This is a genomic window from Rathayibacter tanaceti (genome assembly GCF_009834165.1).
GTDB lineage: Bacteria > Actinomycetota > Actinomycetes > Actinomycetales > Microbacteriaceae > Rathayibacter > Rathayibacter tanaceti.
In genome coordinates this window covers 1,467,906-1,484,824 of record NZ_CP047186.1, presented here as the reverse complement: position 1 = coordinate 1,484,824, position 16,919 = coordinate 1,467,906, and the positions used below count along the sequence as shown (strand labels likewise).

Here is a 16,919-nt window from a genome sequence, read left to right as displayed (position 1 = left end):
CCGTTGTTCTGCGCTCGGGGGCGCGTCGTTAGCGGGGAGGGTGAGCTGATTGCTGGCGGGGCGAGACTACCGCGTCCGCGTGGCTAGAGCGTGAAGCCGCGGTCGCCAGGGCGCACCGGCGCGGGCAGCTGAGTGGTGCCCTCCAGGTAGCGGTCGACCTCGGCGGCCACGGAGCGGCCCTCCGCGATCGCCCAGACGATCAGGGACTGCCCTCGACCGGCGTCGCCGGCCACGAACACGCCGGGAACGCTCGTCTCGAAGGCCTCGCCGCGCGCGACGTTGCCGCGCTCGGTGAAGGGCACCTCGAGCTGGCTGCCGAGGTGGTCCGACTCCGGTCCGGTGAAGCCCAGCGCCAGGAGCACCAGGTCGGCCGGGATCTCGCGCTCGGTTCCCGCCTTGGGGACGCGGCGTCCATCGAGATACTCGGTCTCGGCCACGCGAACGGCGCGGACCTCGCCGACCTCGTTCGCGAGGAACTCCACCGTGGAGGCCAGGAAGACTCGCTCCCCGCCCTCCTCGTGCGCGCTCGAGACCTCGAAGACCGTCGGATCCATCGGCCAGGGCTGGCTGTCGGGACGGCGCGAGGGGGGCTGCTGACCGATCGCGAGGTTCGTGACCGAGGCGGCCTTCTGGCGGTGCGCGGTGCCGATGCAGTCGGCACCGGTGTCGCCTCCGCCCAGGACAACGACGTGCTTGCCCTCGGCCGAGATCTGCTCGAAGACGCGGTCGCCCGCGATCGCATGGTTGGACTGCACGAGGTACTCCATGGCGAAGTGCACCCCCGCGAGGTCGCGGCCCGGGATGGGCAGATCGCGCGGCACCAGGGCGCCCGTAGCGATCACGACGGCGTCGTAGCGCGCACGCAGGTCGTCCCAGGTGATGTCCTTGCCGATGTCGACACCGGCGCGGAACCGGGTCCCCTCCGCCTTCATCTGGTTCAGACGCAACTCGAGGTGCTTCTTCTCCATCTTGAAGTCCGGGATGCCGTAGCGCAGGAGCCCGCCGATGCGGTCGTCACGCTCGTAGACGGCGACGGTGTGCCCGGCGCGGGTCAACTGCTGCGCGGCCGCAAGCCCTGCGGGGCCGGAGCCGACGACGGCCACGGTCTTCCCGGTGAGGCGTTCGGGCGGGTGCGGCTGGACCCAATCGTTGCCGAAGGCCTGATCGATGATCGAGACCTCGATCTGCTTGATCGTGACGGCCGGCTGATTGATGCCGAGCACGCACGACGACTCGCACGGAGCCGGGCAGAGCCGACCCGTGAACTCCGGGAAGTTGTTCGTCGCGTGCAGGCGCTCGATGGCCTGGCGGCCCTCGCCGCGCCACATCAGGTCGTTCCACTCGGGAATCAGGTTCCCGAGCGGGCAGCCCTTGTGGCAAAACGGGATGCCGCAGTCCATGCAGCGTCCCGCCTGCCGGCGCAGCACAGCGGAGTCGCCCTGCTCGTAGACCTCTTTCCAGTCCATCAGGCGAACGGACACGGGACGCCGCTGGGGCAGCTCCCGGTCCTGCACCTTCAGGAACCCCTTGGGATCAGCCACCGGTCACCTCCAGAATCCGTCCCCAGACGACGTCGCCGTCAGGATCGAGCCCCTCCTTCGCCGCCGATGCACGCGTCGCGAGCACCGCAGCGAAGTCGCGGGGCAGTACCTTGACGAAACGCGAGACGGTTCCGTCGATGTCGTCGAGCATCCCCTGAGCCAGGAGCGACCCGGTCTCGACCACGTGCCGCTCGAGCAGGTCGCGCAGGATCTCCACGTCGGCGCTGCCGAGCTCGGAGAGCGTGAGCTCGCCGGACGCGAGCGCCTCGCGGTTGACGAGCTCACGACGCAGGCCGTGGATGTAAGCGGTCCCACCCGACATCCCCGCGCCGAGGTTGCGCCCCGTCTCGCCGAGGATCACCGCGAGGCCGCCGGTCATGTACTCGAGCGCATGGTCGCCCACACCCTCCACGACGGCCGTCGCGCCGGAGTTACGGACCAGGAAGCGCTCGCCGACCATGCCGCGCAGGAACATCGTGCCCTGCGTCGCGCCGTAGCCGATGACATTGCCGGCGATGACGTTCGCGGAGGCGTCGAACGTGCTGCGACGGTCGGGCCGCACCACGATCTGGCCGCCCGAGAGCCCCTTGCCCACGTAGTCGTTGGAGTCCCCCTCGAGGCGCAGCGTGATGCCGGCCGGCAGGAAGGCTCCGAACGACTGCCCAGCCGACCCGTGCAGCGAGACGACGATGGAGTCGGCCGGCAGGCCGTTCTCGCCATAGCGGACGGTGACCTCGTGGCCGAGCATCGTGCCGACCGCGCGCTCGGTGTTCTTGATCTCGCGCTCGATGGAGACGGTGCCGCGGTGGTCGAGGACGTTCGCGGCGAGACGGATGAGCTCGTTGTCGAAGTGGTGCTCGAGCTCGTGCTTCTGCTGCCGGGCGTTGCGGCGGGGCTCCTCCTCGGAGAAATCGGGGCCGACGAGGATCGGTGTCAGGTCGAGTCCACTCGCCTTCCAGTGCTCGACGGCGCGGTTCACGTCGAGCAGCTCGCGGCGGCCGACGATCTCGTCGAGGCTGCGGTAGCCGAGCTGAGCGAGGTACTCGCGCACCTCCTGGGCGATGAACTCGAAGAAGTTGACGACGAACTCGGGCTTGCCGGTGAAGCGCTTGCGCAGCTCCGGGTTCTGCGTCGCGACTCCGACCGGGCAGGTGTCGAGGTGGCAGACCCGCATCATGATGCAGCCCTCGACGATCAGCGGAGCGGTGGCGAAGCCGAACTCCTCCGCACCCAGCAGCGCCCCGATGACGACGTCGCGGCCGGTCTTCATCTGGCCGTCGACCTGCACGACCACGCGGTCGCGCATGCCGTTGAGCATGAGGGTCTGCTGGGTCTCGGCCAGCCCGAGCTCCCACGGCGTGCCCGCGTGCTTGAGAGAGTTGACGGGGCTCGCGCCCGTTCCGCCGTCGTGACCCGAGACGAGGATGACGTCGGCCAGAGCCTTCGCGGTGCCCGCGGCGACCGCTCCGATACCCGACTGGCTGACCAGCTTGGCGTGGATGCGGGCCGAGGGGTTCGCGCGCTTGAGGTCGAAGATCAGCTGCTTGAGGTCCTCGATCGAGTAGATGTCGTGGTGCGGGGGCGGCGAGATCAGTCCGACTCCCGCAGTCGCATGGCGGGTGCGGGCGATCCACGGGTACACCTTCGTCGGCGGCAGCTGACCGCCCTCGCCGGGTTTGGCGCCCTGGGCGAGCTTGATCTGGATGTCGTCGGCGTGGGTCAGGTACATGCTCGTGACTCCGAAGCGCCCCGAGGCGACCTGCTTGATCGCGGACCGGCGCTCGGGGTCGAGCAGCCGCTCCGTGTCCTCTCCGCCCTCGCCGGTGTTCGACTTGGCGCCGAGGCGGTTCATCGCGATCGCAAGAGTCTCGTGGGCCTCGGGCGAGATGGAGCCGTAGCTCATCGCTCCCGTGGAGAAGCGCTTGACGATCGCCTCGACCGGCTCGACCTCGTCGATCGGGATCGGCGTGCGTCCAGCGGTGTCGAGCGCGAACATGCCGCGGAGGGTCATCAGCGCGCTGGACTGGTCGTCGATCATCGAGGTGTACTCACGGAAGATGTCGTAACGACGGTTCCGCGTGGAGTGCTGCAGACGGAACACCGTGTCCGGGTTGAACAGGTGCGGTGCGCCGTCGCGGCGCCACTGGTACTCGCCGCCGACCGCGAGACGCTCGTGCGCGACCACGGCGCCATCCTCCGGGTAGGCAGCGCGATGGCGCGCGGCGTTCTCCTCGGCGACGACGTCCATCCCGATGCCGCCGAGCTTCGAGACCGTCCCGGTGAAGTACTGGTCGACGAACTCCTGGCTGAGACCCACGGCCTCGAACGTCTGCGCTCCGGCGTAGCTCGACACGGTCGAGATGCCCATCTTCGACATGATCTTGAGCACGCCCTTGCCGAGTGCCTTGATCACATTCTTGACGGCCTTCTCGGGAGAGAGGTCCGAGATCATGCCACTGCGCACCAACTGCTCGCACGTCTCCATCGCGAGGTAGGGGTTCACCGCGGAGGCGCCGTAGCCGATCAGGGTGGCGACGTGGTGCACCTCGCGGACGTCGCCGGCCTCCACCACGAGCCCCACGCGCATCCGGTTCTCGGTGCGGATGAGGTGGTGGTGCACGGCCGCGAGCATCAGCAGCGAGGGGATGGGCGCGAGGTCCTTGGTCGAGTCGCGGTCCGACAGCACGAGGAACTGTGCTCCGGCGGCGATCGCCTCGTCGGCCTCGTCGCACATCGCGTCGATCCGCTCCTGCATCGCGCGGGGGCCCGCGTCGACGCGGTAGAGGCCGCGGATCGTCGTGGTGATGTGGCTCAGCGGGCGCGGAGCGATGTGCTGGATCTTCGCCAGCTCGTCGTTGTCGATCACCGGGAAGTCGAGCACCACCTGGCGCGCGTGCTCGGCTCCGGCCGAGAGCAGGTTGCGCTCCGGGCCGAGACCGAGGCGGAGCGATGTGACGACCTCCTCGCGGATCGAGTCGAGCGGCGGGTTGGTGACCTGCGCGAACGCCTGGGTGAAATAGTCGAACAGGAGGCGGGGGCGCTGGGAGAGCACCGCCACCGGGGTGTCCGACCCCATGGCGCCGAGCGGCTCTGCGCCCGCGCGGGCCATCGGCAGCAGCAGGACGCGGACCTCCTCCTCCGTGTAGCCGAAGGTGCGCTGGCGGCGGTTGACCGAGGCGGGCGTGTGCACGATGTGCTCGCGCTCCGGCAGGTCCTTGAGGTTGATGCGGCCGTTCTCGAGCCACTCCTCGAACGGACCGGACTCGGCGAGCTGCCCCTTGATCTCCTCGTCCTCGACGATGCGACCCTGCTCGGTGTCGACCAGGAACATGCGGCCGGGCTGGAGGCGTCCCTTGCGGACCACCTTCGCCGGGTCGATGTCGAGCACGCCGATCTCGCTCGCGAGGACGACGAGTCCGTCGTCGGTGACGACGTAGCGGCCCGGGCGGAGCCCGTTGCGGTCGAGCGTGGCACCCACGAGCACGCCGTCGGTGAATCCGATCGCAGCAGGACCGTCCCACGGCTCCATGAGCATCGAGTGGTACTCGTAGAACGCGCGGCGCTTGGCGTCGAGCGCTCCGCCCTGGTTCTCCCAGGCCTCGGGAACCATCATCATCACCGCGTGCGGGAGCGAGCGGCCGGCCAGGTTGAGCAGCTCGACGGTCTCGTCGAACGACGCGGAGTCGCTGCGGCCGGGCGAGACGATCGGGAGCAGCGGCGCGAGGTCGCCCAGCTCACGGCTCTTCAACTGCGATTGGCGGGCGCGCATCCAGTTGCGGTTGCCCTGCACGGTGTTGATCTCGCCGTTGTGGGCGATCATCCGGAACGGCTGGGCGAGCGGCCAGGACGGGAAGGTGTTGGTCGAGTAGCGCGAGTGCACGACCGCGAGCTTCGAGGCGAAGCGCTCGTCGGAGAGATCGGGGTAGAACGGCTCCAGCTGCAGCGTCGTCACCATGCCCTTGTAGACGAGCGTGCGGCTCGACAGCGACATGAAGTACACCTCGAGCTCGCGCTCGACGCGCTTGCGGAGGCGGAAGGTCAGGCGGTCCAGGCGGACGGCGGCCAGCGGCACCCCGTTCTCGTCCGTCAGCTCGCTCGTGACGTAGAGCTGCTCGATCGCCGGCATCGCGGCCCGGGCGAGGGTGCCGATCTCGTCGGGCTGCACAGGCACGGACCGCCAGCCGAGCACCGTGAGGCTCTCCTCGCGGGCGATCTCGGCGATCGTCGTCTTCACCCGCTCGCGGGCGAAGAGGTCGACGGGCAGGAAGGCGTTGCCGACCGCGTACTGCCCCACGGGAGGCAGCTCCGCCGGAGCGACCGCGCGGAGGAACTCGTCGGGGATCTGCGTGACGATGCCGGCACCGTCGCCGGTCCCCGCGTCGGAGCCGACGGCACCGCGGTGCTCGAGGTTGCGCAGCGCGTTGAGCGCGGAGTCGATGATGTCGTGGCCTGCGGTGCCGCGCATGGTGGCGACCATCGCGAGACCGCACGCGTCCTTCTCTGCGGCCGGGTCATACATCCCCCGGGCCGACGGCGCGCCGAGGAAAGGCACGACGGGGACCTGGGGCGAGGGCTGGGCGGAGGCCATGGGAACCGTCCTCACGGGGGTGATGGCTGATCGGGACGTCGCTGGCCCGCGGAGGTGGAGGAGGGACGGCTCCCCGATCAGGAGGGCCGCGGGGTTCTGCCGCGGTGCGAGCGTCGCGCGCCGCCGGCGGTGCCTGCACGTCCGCTGATCCGCGGCAGCGCTCGTGGCTGCGCCGCGGTGGGGCGGTCGTGAGGGTGTCCGGCACCAGGCGGGCGATCGCGGAGTCTCCGCGACCTCCGTCAGGTGCGGGAGACCGTCGGCTTCTCGGCGTCGGTGCCGGAAGCAGGGGTGGTGGTGCCGTCGGAGTCTGACTCGACGTCCTCGAATTCTATCCCAGCGGGAGCCGGCGTCCACTCCCGACCCGGCCGGTACGCCGAGGGTTCGGCTCCCGGGTGCTCGCGCTTCTGGATGACGACCAGCACGAGTCCGATGACGACGGCGAGCAGGGCGGCCCAGACATTCGTGCGGATGCCCCAGAAGAACTCGCTGGGGTCGATCCGGATCGACTCGAACCAGACACGGCCCACGCCGTACCAGATCAGGTACGCGGCGAAGACGGTGCCCCACTGCAGCCTGAGGCGGCGTTCGAGCAGCAGGATCACGGCGATCCCGACGACGTTCCAGACGACCTCGTAGAGGAACGTGGGGTGGAAGAGCGTGCCCGCGGGGAGGCCGACCGGGAACGCCGGGTTGGTGGTCTCGATCTCGAGACCCCACGGCAGGGTCGTCGGCAGGCCGAAGAGCTCGTGGTTGAACCAGTTTCCGATCCGGCCGAGCGCCTGAGCGGCGAGCAGGCCTGGCGCGAGAGCGTCGGCGAAGGTCCAGAAGCGGACACCGGTCCAGCGGCAGCCGATGAACGCGCCGACAGCGCCTCCGATCAGACCGCCGAAGATCGCATTGCCACCGTTCCAGATGCGGATGACCTCCCACGGGTCGGCACCGTCGAAGAAGTAGTCGCCCGGGTGCGTGAGCACGTGGTAGACGCGCGCGCCGACGATGCCGAGCGGGACGGCCCAGATGATGATGTCGAGCACGACCCAGGGCTCGGCACCGCGACGCTTCAGGCGCTGGTTGGTCATGATCGTCGCCACGATGATCCCCGCGAGGATGCACAGCGCGTAGGTGTGGATCGCGAGCGTCCAGTTGCCGATCGTGAGGTCGTACTGACTCCACGCTTCGGGGGGGCTCGGGATGCTCAGCGGTACGGACACCGGTACTCGACCTTTCGAAGGAGGGGGTCCCCCGGGCACGGCTGGGCCGCTGCCCCGGTGGGCATCCCGATTGTAGCGGGAGGGGTCAGCGCCCGGAGCGCAGGCGCGTGCCCTCGGCGAGGCCGCGGGAGGTGTCGGCGACGGCGGCGACGCCTCCGGACGCGAGGGCGCGCACGAGAGCGGAGCCGACGATCGCGCCGTCGGCGTACGCGAGGATCTCGGCGACCTGCTCCCCCGTCGAGATGCCGAGGCCGACGCAGGCGCTCTCGGAACCGGCGGCCCGGAGGCGGTCGACGAGCGTGCGCGCGGCCGAGTCGACGTCGGTACGGGCGCCGGTGATGCCCATGGTGGACACCGCGTAGACGAAGCCGCGACTCGAGTCGACGGCCTGGCGCAGGCGCGCATCGGTCGAGGAGGGGGCGGCGAGGAACACGCGATCGAGCCCGAGCCGCTCCGAGACGGCGAGCCACTCGGCGCCCTCGTCCGGGATGAGGTCGGGAGTGATCAGTCCGGATCCGCCGGCCTCGGCGAGGTCGGTCGCGAAACGCTCGACGCCGTACTGGAGGACCGGGTTGTAGTAGGTCATCACCAGAACCGGCACGTCGACGCGCGCCCGGATCTCGCGAACCGCCTCGAAGCCGTGGCGCAGACGGAAGCCGTTCGCGATCGCCGCCTGGGTCGCCTCCTGGATCACGGGGCCGTCCATCACCGGATCGGAGTACGGCAGGCCCAGCTCGATCGCGTCGACGCCGTTCTCGGCCATCGCCACCGCGGCGTCGATGCTGGTGGGCAGGTCCGGGAACCCGACGGGCAGGTAGCCGATCAGCGCTCCCGCCGCCTCGGCGTTGCGCCGTCGGACGGTCTCGGCGACGCTCGGTCCGCGGCCGCTCACGACTGCACCGCGCCCTGGTCCATCAGGCCGAAGTAGTGGGCGGCCGTCGTCATGTCCTTATCGCCGCGACCGGACAGGTTCACCAGGATGGTCGCCTCCGGACCGAGCTCTCGACCGAGCTCGAGCGTGCCGGCCAGAGCGTGAGCGGACTCGATTGCGGGGATGATCCCCTCGGTCCGGCTGAGCAGCATCAGCGCGTCCATCGCCGCGGAGTCGGTGACCGCGCGGTAGTCGGCGCGGCCGATGCTGGCCAGCCAGGCGTGCTCGGGGCCGATCCCCGGGTAGTCGAGGCCGGCCGAGATCGAGTGCGACTCGACGGTCTGACCGTCCTCGTCCTGGAGCAGGAAGCTGCGGGCCCCGTGCAGGACGCCGGGTCGGCCCTTGCTGATGGTCGCGGCGTGGCGCGGGGTCTCGATCCCGTCTCCGCCGGCCTCGAACCCGACGAGGCGCACCTCCGGGTCGTCGAGGAACGCGTGGAAGATGCCCATCGCGTTCGAGCCGCCGCCGACACAGGCCGTCACCGCGGTGGGCAGCGATCCGGTCAGCTCGAGGACCTGCTCGCGCGCCTCCTCGCCGATGATCTTCTGGAAGTCGCGCACGAGCGCCGGGAAAGGGTGCGGGCCCGCGACGGTGCCGAAGATGTAGTTGGTGGTGCCGACATTGGTGACCCAGTCGCGCATCGCGTCGTTGATCGCGTCCTTCAGGGTTCGCGAACCGGTGGTGACGGGGATGACCTCGGCACCGAGCAGGCGCATCCGGGCTACGTTCAGCGCCTGCCGCTCGGTGTCGACCTCGCCCATGTAGACGACGCAGTCGAGCCCGAAGAGCGCGGCGGCCGTCGCGGTGGCGACACCGTGCTGGCCCGCGCCGGTCTCGGCGATCACCCGGGTCTTGCCGATGCGCTTCGTGAGGAGCGCCTGGCCGAGCACGTTGTTGATCTTGTGCGAGCCGGTGTGGTTGAGGTCCTCGCGCTTGAGGATGATCCGGGCTCCGCCCGCGTGCTCGGCGAAACGCGGCACCTCGGTGATGATCGACGGGCGTCCGGTGTAGCTGCGGTGCAGCTCAGCGAGCTCGGCCGCGAACGCCGGGTCCGCCTTCGTGCGCTCGTACTCGGCGCTCAGTTCGTCGAGCGCCTCCACGAGCGACTCGGGGACGTAGCGCCCGCCGAACTCGCCGAAGTAGGGTCCGAGTTCGTCCCGGAGTGCCATGGGGTACCGCCTAACGGTGATCAGGAGGCCAGGAAACTGGCGAGGGTGGAGACGGGATCGCCCCCGGTGACGAGCGCCTCGCCCACGAGGACGACATCGGCGCCGGAGCGGCGGTAGTGGGCGACGTCGTCGGCCGAGAGGACGGCCGACTCCGCCACCTTCACCGCGTCGCCGGGGAAGCGCTCGGAGAGGCGACCGAAGAGGTCGCGGTCGAGCTGGAAGGTGGAGAGGTCGCGGGCGTTGACGCCGATGAGGCGCGCACCGAGATCGGCAGCGCGCTCGAGCTCGTCGGCCGAGTGGGTCTCGACGAGGGGGGTCATCCCCAGCTCGAGCACCAGCGCGTGCAGCTCGGCGAGCAGGGGCTGCTCGAGCGCCGCGACGATGAGCAGGACCAGGTCGGCGCCTGCGGCTCGGGCTTCGAGCACCTGATAGGGCTCGGCGATGAAGTCCTTGCGCAACACAGGGATCGCCACGCGCCCCCTGACCGCCTCGAGGTCGGCGAGGGACCCCTTGAAGCGGCGCTCCTCGGTGAGGACGCTGATCGCGCTCGCTCCCCCGAGCTCGTATTTCCCGGCCAGCTCGGCGGGGACGGGGATGTCGGCGAGTGCCCCGCGCGACGGGCTGGCGCGCTTAACCTCGGCGATGATCTTGACCCGTTCGGCCGAGGCCAGGGCCGCCAGCCCGTTGAGGGCGGGCGACTGGGCGAGAGCCCGACGCTCGACGGTCGCGAGCGGGACGCTCTCGCGGCGGCGGGCTGCGTCGGCGAGGGCTCCGGCGGTCAGATCGGCGAGCACCTAGGCGCGCGCCTTCGGGTTGGCCTTCGCGCCGTCGACGCCGTAGCCCGCCTTGGCCATGCCGATCCCCACGAGCAGGCCCACCACGACCAATCCGGCCGAGAGCCAGACCACCAGCGGCACGTCGAACCAGAACGCGATCGTGCCGATAGTGAACCCGGCCAGCATGATGACGACGGCCGTCCACGCTGCGGGCGAGTGGCCGTGATTGTCGTCGTCGTGCTCGGTGCTCATGGGTCTCCTCCTGGGGGGCATCGGGACCAGAGCAGTCTAGCGTGCGGGCTCAGCGGACCCGGTCCGGGGTGTGGCGCGGCGGCGGGACGCCGACGCCTCAGCGGGCGGACGTCGGATCATCACCGCGGGAGAGCTCGTCCCACGAGAGGACCGGATCGATGTCGCCGTCCTCCGTCTGCACGCGGGAGGCGCCCTGGCCGTAGCCGTCGGCCGGCTCGAACCGCGAAGCCCGCTTCGCCGCAGTGCCGGGCCAGCGGCGCACGGTGACCAGCACGCCGATACCGAGCACGGCCGTCGACACCCCGCAGAGCAGAGCGACGACCGGCCATGCCGTCGACGAGGACGAGGCGACCAGTGCCGCGACGGACTGCTCGCCGGCGATCGCCGTCGCGTCGGTGACGAGCGACGCACCCGCGCGGACCGGGTCGCCCAGCGCGGTCGCCGCCGCGAGGACGACCGAGCCGCCGAGGACCACCTGGAGCAGTCCCAGCACGACGCGGAAGGCCGGGCCCGCGATCGCCAGAGCCGCGGCGAGGGCCAGGCCGGCCAGGGCGAGGGCCGAGAGCGCCGGAGCCGCGACCGTGCCTGCCACGTCGATCCGCTGGCCTTCGCCCTCAGTCGCCGCGAGGGTGAGTGTGAACCACGGCTGGGTGGACGCGGTCAGCTCGAGCGCGGCCAGCAGGACGATCGCGAGGATCGCCGAGTACTTCAGCCGCCGGCCGCTCATCCTCACTCCCCCGAACCGGGGCCGAGGGCGGTGACCGGGGCGAGCGGATCCACGTCGAAGCAGGCGTGCCTCCCCGTGTGGCAGGCGGCCCCGATCTGCTCCACCTGCACGAGCAGCGTGTCGGCATCGCAGTCGAGCGCGGCTCCACGCACGTACTGCGCGTGGCCGGAGGTGTCGCCCTTCCGCCAGTACTCCTGCCGAGACCGGGACCAGAAGGTGACCCGGCCCTCGGTCAGAGTGCGGCGGAGGGCCTCGCGGTCCATCCAGCCCATCATCAGCACCTCACGACTGTCGTGCTGCTGGATGATCGCGGGCAGCAGTCCGCTCGCGTCGAAGGCGGCACGGTCGAGGACCTCGTCGAGCTCCGCGGGCGTCATCGGATCTCGACCCCGGACTCGGCCAACGCACGCTTGACGTCTCCGATCGTCAGCTCGCGGTTGTGGAAGACGGAGGCGGCGAGCACGGCGTCGGCGCCCGCCTCGACGGCGGGCGCGAAGTGCTCGACGGCACCTGCGCCTCCCGAGGCGATCACCGGCACGCTGCTCAGCTCACGCATCGCGGCGATCAGCTCGAGATCGAAGCCCTGCTTCGTGCCGTCGGCGTCGATGGAGTTGACCAGCAGCTCCCCGGCGCCGCGATCGACGGCCTCCGCCGCCCAGGCCAGAGCATCGACGTCCGTCTCGCGGCGACCGCCGTGGGTGGTGACGACGAAGCCGGAGGCGGTGGCGTCGCTCCGCTTGACGTCGAGCGACAGCACCAGCACCTGGGCTCCGAAGAGGTCGGCGATCTCACCGAGCAGCTCCGGGCGGGCGAGCGCGGCCGAGTTGACGCCGACCTTGTCGGCCCCGTGCGCGAGCAGCCGCGAGACGTCGTCGGCGCTGCGGACTCCTCCGCCGACCGTCAGCGGGACGAAGACCTGCTCGGCCGTCGCCCGGACGACGTCGTAGGTGGTGGAGCGGTCGTCGACCGTGGCGGTGACGTCGAGGAAGGTGAGCTCGTCTGCTCCCTGCTCGACGTACAGGCGCGCGAGCTCCACAGGATCGCCTGCGTCGCGCAGGTTCTGGAAATTGACGCCCTTGACCACGCGGCCGGCGGCGACGTCGAGGCAGGGGATGACGCGGACGGCGAGACTCATCGCTCCTCCTCTACAGGCGCGCGGCGTGGATCGAGGTGACCAGGATCGCGCGGGCGCCCAGGTCGTACAGGCGATCCATCACCTGATTCATGTCGGCGCGCGGCACCATCACCCGGACGGCGACCCACTCGGGGTCGTGCAGCGGCGAGACCGTCGGCGATTCGAACCCGGGGGCGGTCGCGGTGGCGCTCTCGAGGAGCGAGACGGGGCAGTCGTAGTCGAGCAGCACGTACTCTCGGGCGACGAGCACGCCCTGGAGCCGGCGCAGCAGCACGGGGATGCCCTCCGGCTCGCCGGCCGCCGAGACCAGCACAGCGGTGGAGTCGAGGATGACGGGGCCGAAGATCTCCAGGCCCGCCTTGCGCAGCGTGGTCCCGGTCTCGACGACGTCGGCGATCACGTCGGCCACACCGAGCTGGATCGCGGATTCGACCGCTCCGTCGAGGCGGATCAGGGTCACCTCGACACCGTGCTCGCGAAGGAAACGGCCGACGAGGCCGGGGTAGCTCGTGGCGACCCGGAGCCCGTCGATCTGGGCGAGCTCGGAGTAGCGTCCCGCGGGCCCGGCGAAGCGGAACGTCGAGTCCGCGAAGCCGAGGCTCGCGATCTCGCGCGCCTCGGAGCCGGAGTCGATCAGCAGATCGCGGCCAGTGACTCCGACGTCGAGGGCGCCGGAGCCGACATAGGTCGCGATGTCGCGCGGACGGAGGTAGAAGAACTCCACGCCGTTGCGCTCGTCGACGACATGCAGCTCCTTCGGGTCGCGGCGGCCGGTGTAGCCCGCCTCGGCGAGCATCTGCCCGGCGGTCTCGGAGAGGGATCCCTTGTTGGGGACGGCGACGCGCAGGAGCGCGGAAGTGGTGGTCACGGGACGTCCTTCAGGACTCGACAGCGGATCGATGGGCGGCACGACTCTCCGAGAAGCGTGCGGGCGCGACGGCGCGGATCGGCGGCGCACCCCGGCGAGCGGGGCGGAGCTCACAGATGTCGGTAGACGTCGGCTGTCGTCAGGCCCTTGGCGAGCATCAGCACCTGGAGGTGGTAGAGCAGCTGCGAGATCTCCTCTGCGGTGCGCTCGTCGCCCTCGTACTCGGCCGCCATCCACACCTCAGCGGCCTCCTCGACGATCTTCTTGCCGATGACGTGCACGCCGGCGTCGAGTTCGCGTACGGTGCCCGATCCCTCGGGACGGGCGGCGGCCTTCTCGCCCAGCTCCGCGAAGAGGTCGTCGAAAGTTTTCACCGGGGAAGTCTATACGGCGGCCGGGAGGGGGGTGTGTGGCCACGGGTGCGGCGCGATCCACAGGAGCAGGTGCCACCCCCGGCAGGGATGCCCTCCCGCGCTCGTCACGCGGCAGGAGCGGCCTTCCTGCACGGCGATCCCGCAGAGCGGACACGTCCCCGCCGGTCGGACAGTGTCCTGCGCATCGCATCGGATCCCTCACGGCCGCAGGGATTCCTCACCGGCGCGCGGACACAGGGTGGCGCGGACCGCCTCACCGCCGGTGCAGGTGGGCGGTGGCGGTGGCGCGCAGGGCAGCGATCGCCGCCTCCGGGTCGTCGGCGCCGAAGACGGCGGAGCCGGCGACGAACGTGTCGGCACCCGCCTCCGCCGCGATCTCGATCGTGCCCGGAGCGATGCCGCCGTCGACCTGGAGCCACACGTCGAGCCCGGTGCGGTCCACGACGTTCCGCAGCGTGCGGAGCTTGGGCATCGTCTCCTCCATGAACGACTGGCCGCCGAAGCCGGGCTCGACCGTCATCACGAGGATCTGGTCGAACTCGGGCAGCAGGTCGAGGTACTCGTCGACCATCGTGCCGGGCTTGAGAGCGAGGCCTGCGCGGGAGCCGATCTCGCGCAGGCGCCGAGCGAGGACCACGGCGTCGCGCGCCGCCTCGGCGTGGAACGTGACCGAGTAGGCGCCGGTCTCGGCGTAGCCGGGTGCCCAACGGTCGGGGTTCTCGATCATCAGGTGCAGGTCGAGGGGCCGGGGCGAAACGTCCTGGAGACGCTGGACCATGGTGAGACCGAAGGTGAGGTTCGGCACGAAGTGGTTGTCCATCACGTCGACGTGCACGAGGTCGGCACCGGCGATGCGCTGCAGCTCGGCCTCGAAGTTCACGAAGTCGGCGGAGAGGATGCTGGGGTTGATCCGTGCGGGCATGGCCCCAGCCTAGGGCGGGGTCCCAGCCCCGCCGCCCCTCCGCAACGCACCGCCGGTGACGACGACAGGGGACGGTACACCGGGGAATGCGGTCACTCGTGGCAGCAGGTCACGGGGATCACGGTCGGCGGCGCAGGAGCTGGATGAACATGGCGTCCGTGCCGTGGCGGTGGGGCCAGAGCTGCACGTGCGTCGTGCCCTCCGGCAGCGGGAGCGGCGCCGCGGTCACGCCGCCCAGCACCGCGGGCGTGTCGAGGAGCTCGAGCTCGTGCCGCTCCTGAGCCAGCGCGAGCACGCGCCGGGTCTCGCCCAGGTGCGGCGAGCAGGTGACGTAGGCCAGCAGTCCGCCCGGCGCCAGCGCCGCGAGCGCGGAGTCGAGCAGTTCGCCCTGGAGCGCCGCGAGCTGCTCGACGTCGGCGGCCGACTTGCGCCAGCGCGCCTCCGGGCGGCGCCGCAGCGCTCCGAGTCCCGTGCAGGGCGCGTCGAGCAGGATGCGGTCGAAGACCCCCGGCTGCTCGACGCCCAGCTCGCGGCCGTCGCCGACGCGCACCTCGACGGAGGGATCGACGGCCGCCAGAGCCTGGCGCACCAGGCCCGCTCGCGCCGGCACCACCTCGTTGGCGAGCAGGGCCGCTCCCCCGGCGCGCGCCTCCGCTGCGAGCAGGGCGGCCTTGCCGCCCGGCCCCGCGCAGAGGTCGAGCCAGCGCTCTCCTGTCCGCACCGGGCGGGCCCGGGAGAGCGCGAGGGCGGCGAGCTGCGAACCCTCGTCCTGCACGCGCAGCCGGCCTTCGTGCACCGCGGGGAACGCCTCCGGATCGCCTCCCGTGCTGGTCAGACCGACCGGCGAGAAGCGATCGGGCTCGGCACCCGGAAGGTCGTCGGACGAGGCCAGTCCGGGCAGGGCGACGAGGTTCACCCGGGGTGCGGCGTTGTCGGAGGCGAGGAGCGCGTCGAGCTCGTCGGCCGCGCCCTCTGCGGCCAGGGCTCGACGCAGCGCGCGCACGATCCAGACGGGATGCGAGTGCAGAGCGGCGATCCGGTCGTCCCCCGAGACAGCCGCCTCGGAGACCCGCTCGCGCCACTGCCGAGCACTCGAGCGCGAGACCGTGCGCAGGACGGCGTTGGCGAACGCGACCGCTCCCCGGGAGGAACCGGCGGCCACGAGTGCGACGCTCTCGTTGACGGCGGCGTGAGGCGCGATGCGCGTGGCCAGCAGCTGATGCACGCCGAGTCGCAGAGCGTCGAGGACCGGTGCGTCGATGGCGTCGACTGCGCGACCTGCTGCAAGCGCGATCACGCGGTCGTAGTAGCCGGACATCCGCAGCGTGCCGTAGCACAGCTCGGTCGCGAGCCCGGCGTCAGCGGACGAGAGCGCGGCCGCGCGGATCCGCGCGGGCAGGACGAGGTTCGCGTAGGCGTCAGACCCGCTCACCGCGAGGAGCACGTCGTAGGCGACTCGGCGGGCGGGAGCGGCACCGGCGCTCACGCGAGGACCGTGCTCTCGCGGAGACCGCGCGCCCACGCCGCCCCGGGCATCGGAGTCCTCCCCGCCGGCTGGACGGTCACCAGCTCGACGGCGCCGTCGGCCGTGCCCACCAGTGCGCGCCCGGAGTCGAGCAGCACCCGCCCCGGCTCGAGCGCGCCCTCGGCCGCGCGCACGGCGAGCACCTTGAGGCGCACGTCGCCCGCGGCCGTGGAGGCGCCGGGCTCCGGCGTCACGCCGCGCACCAGCGCGAGGATCCGCGTCGAGGAGAGACTCCAGTCGATGCGGCCGTCCGCGGCGTCGAGCTTGGGGGCCAGCGTCACCTCTCCGGTCTGCGGAGTCGCGACCGCGCGCCCCTGGTCGAGCCCGTCGACGACGCCGAGGGTGAGCCCCGCGCCGCTGACGGCGAGGACCTCCAGCAGCTCGCCGGCCGTCCGCTCCTGCGCGTCCTCGGCGAGCTCGGCGTAGACGTCTCCGGCATCCAGCTCGGCGACCAGCTGGAACACGCTCGCGCCGATCCGCGACTCGCCCGCCATCAGCGCGCGCTGGACCGGAGCCGCTCCCCGCCAGCGTGGCAGCAGCGAGAAGTGCAGGTTGATCCACCCGAGCCGAGGGACGGCCAGCAGCCGCGCGCGGACGAGCCCGCCGTAGGCGACGATGACGCCCAGGTCGGGGGCCAGCGTCGCGATCCGCTCGGTCACCTCCTCGTCGAGCCGGTTCGCCCGGATCACCGGGAGACCCAGCTCCTCGGCGACGACGGCCACGGGCGAGGGAGTGAGCACGCGCTTGCGCCCGACCGGAGCGTCGGCCCGCGTGACCACGGCGACCACCTCGTGCGGCGAGGCGGCCAGGGCGCGGAGGGTCGGGACAGCGGCGGCGGGGGTACCGGCGAAGACGAGGCGCACGGGGTTCTCCTGGGGCGTCGGGGAGGGGTGACGGAGG

15 protein-coding genes are annotated in these 16,919 nt (G+C 71.3%); all 15 read right to left on the bottom strand.

All coding sequences use genetic code 11. The annotated features are described in order from the left end of the window. Nucleotides 1-83 precede the first annotated feature (83 nt). The 15 genes from GSU10_RS06995 to GSU10_RS06925 all read right to left on the bottom strand — a co-directional run bounded on the left by GSU10_RS06995 (nt 84) and on the right by GSU10_RS06925 (nt 16,882). On the bottom strand, nt 84-1,541 hold the full coding sequence (locus tag GSU10_RS06995) for a glutamate synthase subunit beta (RefSeq protein WP_068207929.1): 1,458 nt from the start codon (nt 1,539-1,541) through the stop codon (nt 84-86). Then, nucleotides 1,534-6,129 (bottom strand): glutamate synthase large subunit, encoded by a 4,596-nt coding sequence (gene gltB / locus GSU10_RS06990; protein WP_132504365.1) that lies wholly within the window; start codon nt 6,127-6,129, stop codon nt 1,534-1,536. The genes GSU10_RS06995 and gltB overlap by 8 nt, the downstream gene beginning before the upstream one ends. Before the next feature lie 239 nt (nt 6,130-6,368). After that, a complete protein-coding gene (lgt, locus tag GSU10_RS06985; protein WP_068207955.1) occupies nt 6,369-7,340 on the bottom strand; it encodes a prolipoprotein diacylglyceryl transferase in 972 nt (323 codons plus the stop codon). A gap of 85 nt (nt 7,341-7,425) precedes the next feature. Continuing rightward, complete coding sequence (gene trpA / locus GSU10_RS06980; protein WP_132504367.1) at nt 7,426-8,232, bottom strand: tryptophan synthase subunit alpha; 807 nt, start codon at nt 8,230-8,232, stop codon at nt 7,426-7,428. Beyond that, a complete protein-coding gene (trpB, locus tag GSU10_RS06975; RefSeq protein ID WP_132504369.1) occupies nt 8,229-9,440 on the bottom strand; it encodes a tryptophan synthase subunit beta in 1,212 nt (403 codons plus the stop codon). The genes trpA and trpB overlap by 4 nt, the downstream gene beginning before the upstream one ends. 20 nt (nt 9,441-9,460) lie before the next feature. Continuing rightward, entirely contained in the window at nt 9,461-10,234 is a 774-nt protein-coding gene (trpC, locus tag GSU10_RS06970) for an indole-3-glycerol phosphate synthase TrpC (RefSeq protein ID WP_068207931.1), read from the bottom strand. After that, complete coding sequence (locus tag GSU10_RS06965; RefSeq protein ID WP_068207933.1) at nt 10,235-10,468, bottom strand: DUF6704 family protein; 234 nt, start codon at nt 10,466-10,468, stop codon at nt 10,235-10,237. 97 nt (nt 10,469-10,565) lie between these two features. Then, nucleotides 10,566-11,195, bottom strand: coding sequence for a Trp biosynthesis-associated membrane protein (locus GSU10_RS06960; RefSeq protein WP_132504371.1), 630 nt, complete (start codon nt 11,193-11,195; stop codon nt 10,566-10,568). Nucleotides 11,196-11,197: 2 nt separating this feature from the next. Next, nucleotides 11,198-11,572 (bottom strand): phosphoribosyl-AMP cyclohydrolase, encoded by a 375-nt coding sequence (gene hisI / locus GSU10_RS06955; RefSeq protein WP_068213329.1) that lies wholly within the window; start codon nt 11,570-11,572, stop codon nt 11,198-11,200. Then, nucleotides 11,569-12,330, bottom strand: a complete 762-nt coding sequence (gene hisF, locus GSU10_RS06950; protein WP_068213326.1) for an imidazole glycerol phosphate synthase subunit HisF — start codon at nt 12,328-12,330, stop codon at nt 11,569-11,571. Before hisF ends, hisI begins: the two co-directional genes overlap by 4 nt. A 10-nt stretch (nt 12,331-12,340) precedes the next feature. Further along, on the bottom strand, nt 12,341-13,126 hold the full coding sequence (hisG, locus tag GSU10_RS06945) for an ATP phosphoribosyltransferase (RefSeq protein ID WP_068213341.1): 786 nt from the start codon (nt 13,124-13,126) through the stop codon (nt 12,341-12,343). A gap of 182 nt (nt 13,127-13,308) precedes the next feature. After that, nucleotides 13,309-13,572: a phosphoribosyl-ATP diphosphatase gene (locus GSU10_RS06940; protein ID WP_068213323.1), complete on the bottom strand. Its 264-nt coding sequence runs from the start codon at nt 13,570-13,572 to the stop codon at nt 13,309-13,311. A 253-nt stretch (nt 13,573-13,825) separates the two neighbouring features. Continuing rightward, nucleotides 13,826-14,494: a ribulose-phosphate 3-epimerase gene (gene rpe, locus GSU10_RS06935; RefSeq protein WP_068213320.1), complete on the bottom strand. Its 669-nt coding sequence runs from the start codon at nt 14,492-14,494 to the stop codon at nt 13,826-13,828. Between the two features lie 118 nt (nt 14,495-14,612). Beyond that, on the bottom strand, nt 14,613-15,980 hold the full coding sequence (locus tag GSU10_RS06930) for an RsmB/NOP family class I SAM-dependent RNA methyltransferase (RefSeq protein WP_132504373.1): 1,368 nt from the start codon (nt 15,978-15,980) through the stop codon (nt 14,613-14,615). Continuing rightward, nucleotides 15,977-16,882 carry a methionyl-tRNA formyltransferase gene (locus GSU10_RS06925; RefSeq protein ID WP_132504375.1) on the bottom strand — a complete coding sequence of 302 codons (906 nt, stop codon included), beginning with the start codon at nt 16,880-16,882 and terminating at the stop codon, nt 15,977-15,979. The genes GSU10_RS06930 and GSU10_RS06925 overlap by 4 nt, the downstream gene beginning before the upstream one ends. Nucleotides 16,883-16,919: the final 37 nt, after the last annotated feature.

What these genes read in the sequence shown, in the direction of transcription:
- gltB (WP_132504365.1), bottom strand. Translation starts at nt 6,129, where the DNA reads ATGGCCTCCGCCCAGCCCTCGCCCCAGGTCCCCGTCGTGCCTTTCCTC.
- trpB (WP_132504369.1), bottom strand. Translation starts at nt 9,440, where the DNA reads ATGGCACTCCGGGACGAACTCGGACCCTACTTCGGCGAGTTCGGCGGG.
- GSU10_RS06965 (WP_068207933.1), bottom strand. Translation starts at nt 10,468, where the DNA reads ATGAGCACCGAGCACGACGACGACAATCACGGCCACTCGCCCGCAGCG.
- GSU10_RS06960 (WP_132504371.1), bottom strand. Translation starts at nt 11,195, where the DNA reads ATGAGCGGCCGGCGGCTGAAGTACTCGGCGATCCTCGCGATCGTCCTG.
- hisI (WP_068213329.1), bottom strand. Translation starts at nt 11,572, where the DNA reads ATGACGCCCGCGGAGCTCGACGAGGTCCTCGACCGTGCCGCCTTCGAC.
- hisF (WP_068213326.1), bottom strand. Translation starts at nt 12,330, where the DNA reads ATGAGTCTCGCCGTCCGCGTCATCCCCTGCCTCGACGTCGCCGCCGGC.
- hisG (WP_068213341.1), bottom strand. Translation starts at nt 13,126, where the DNA reads ATGCTCGCCGAGGCGGGCTACACCGGCCGCCGCGACCCGAAGGAGCTG.
- rpe (WP_068213320.1), bottom strand. Translation starts at nt 14,494, where the DNA reads ATGCCCGCACGGATCAACCCCAGCATCCTCTCCGCCGACTTCGTGAAC.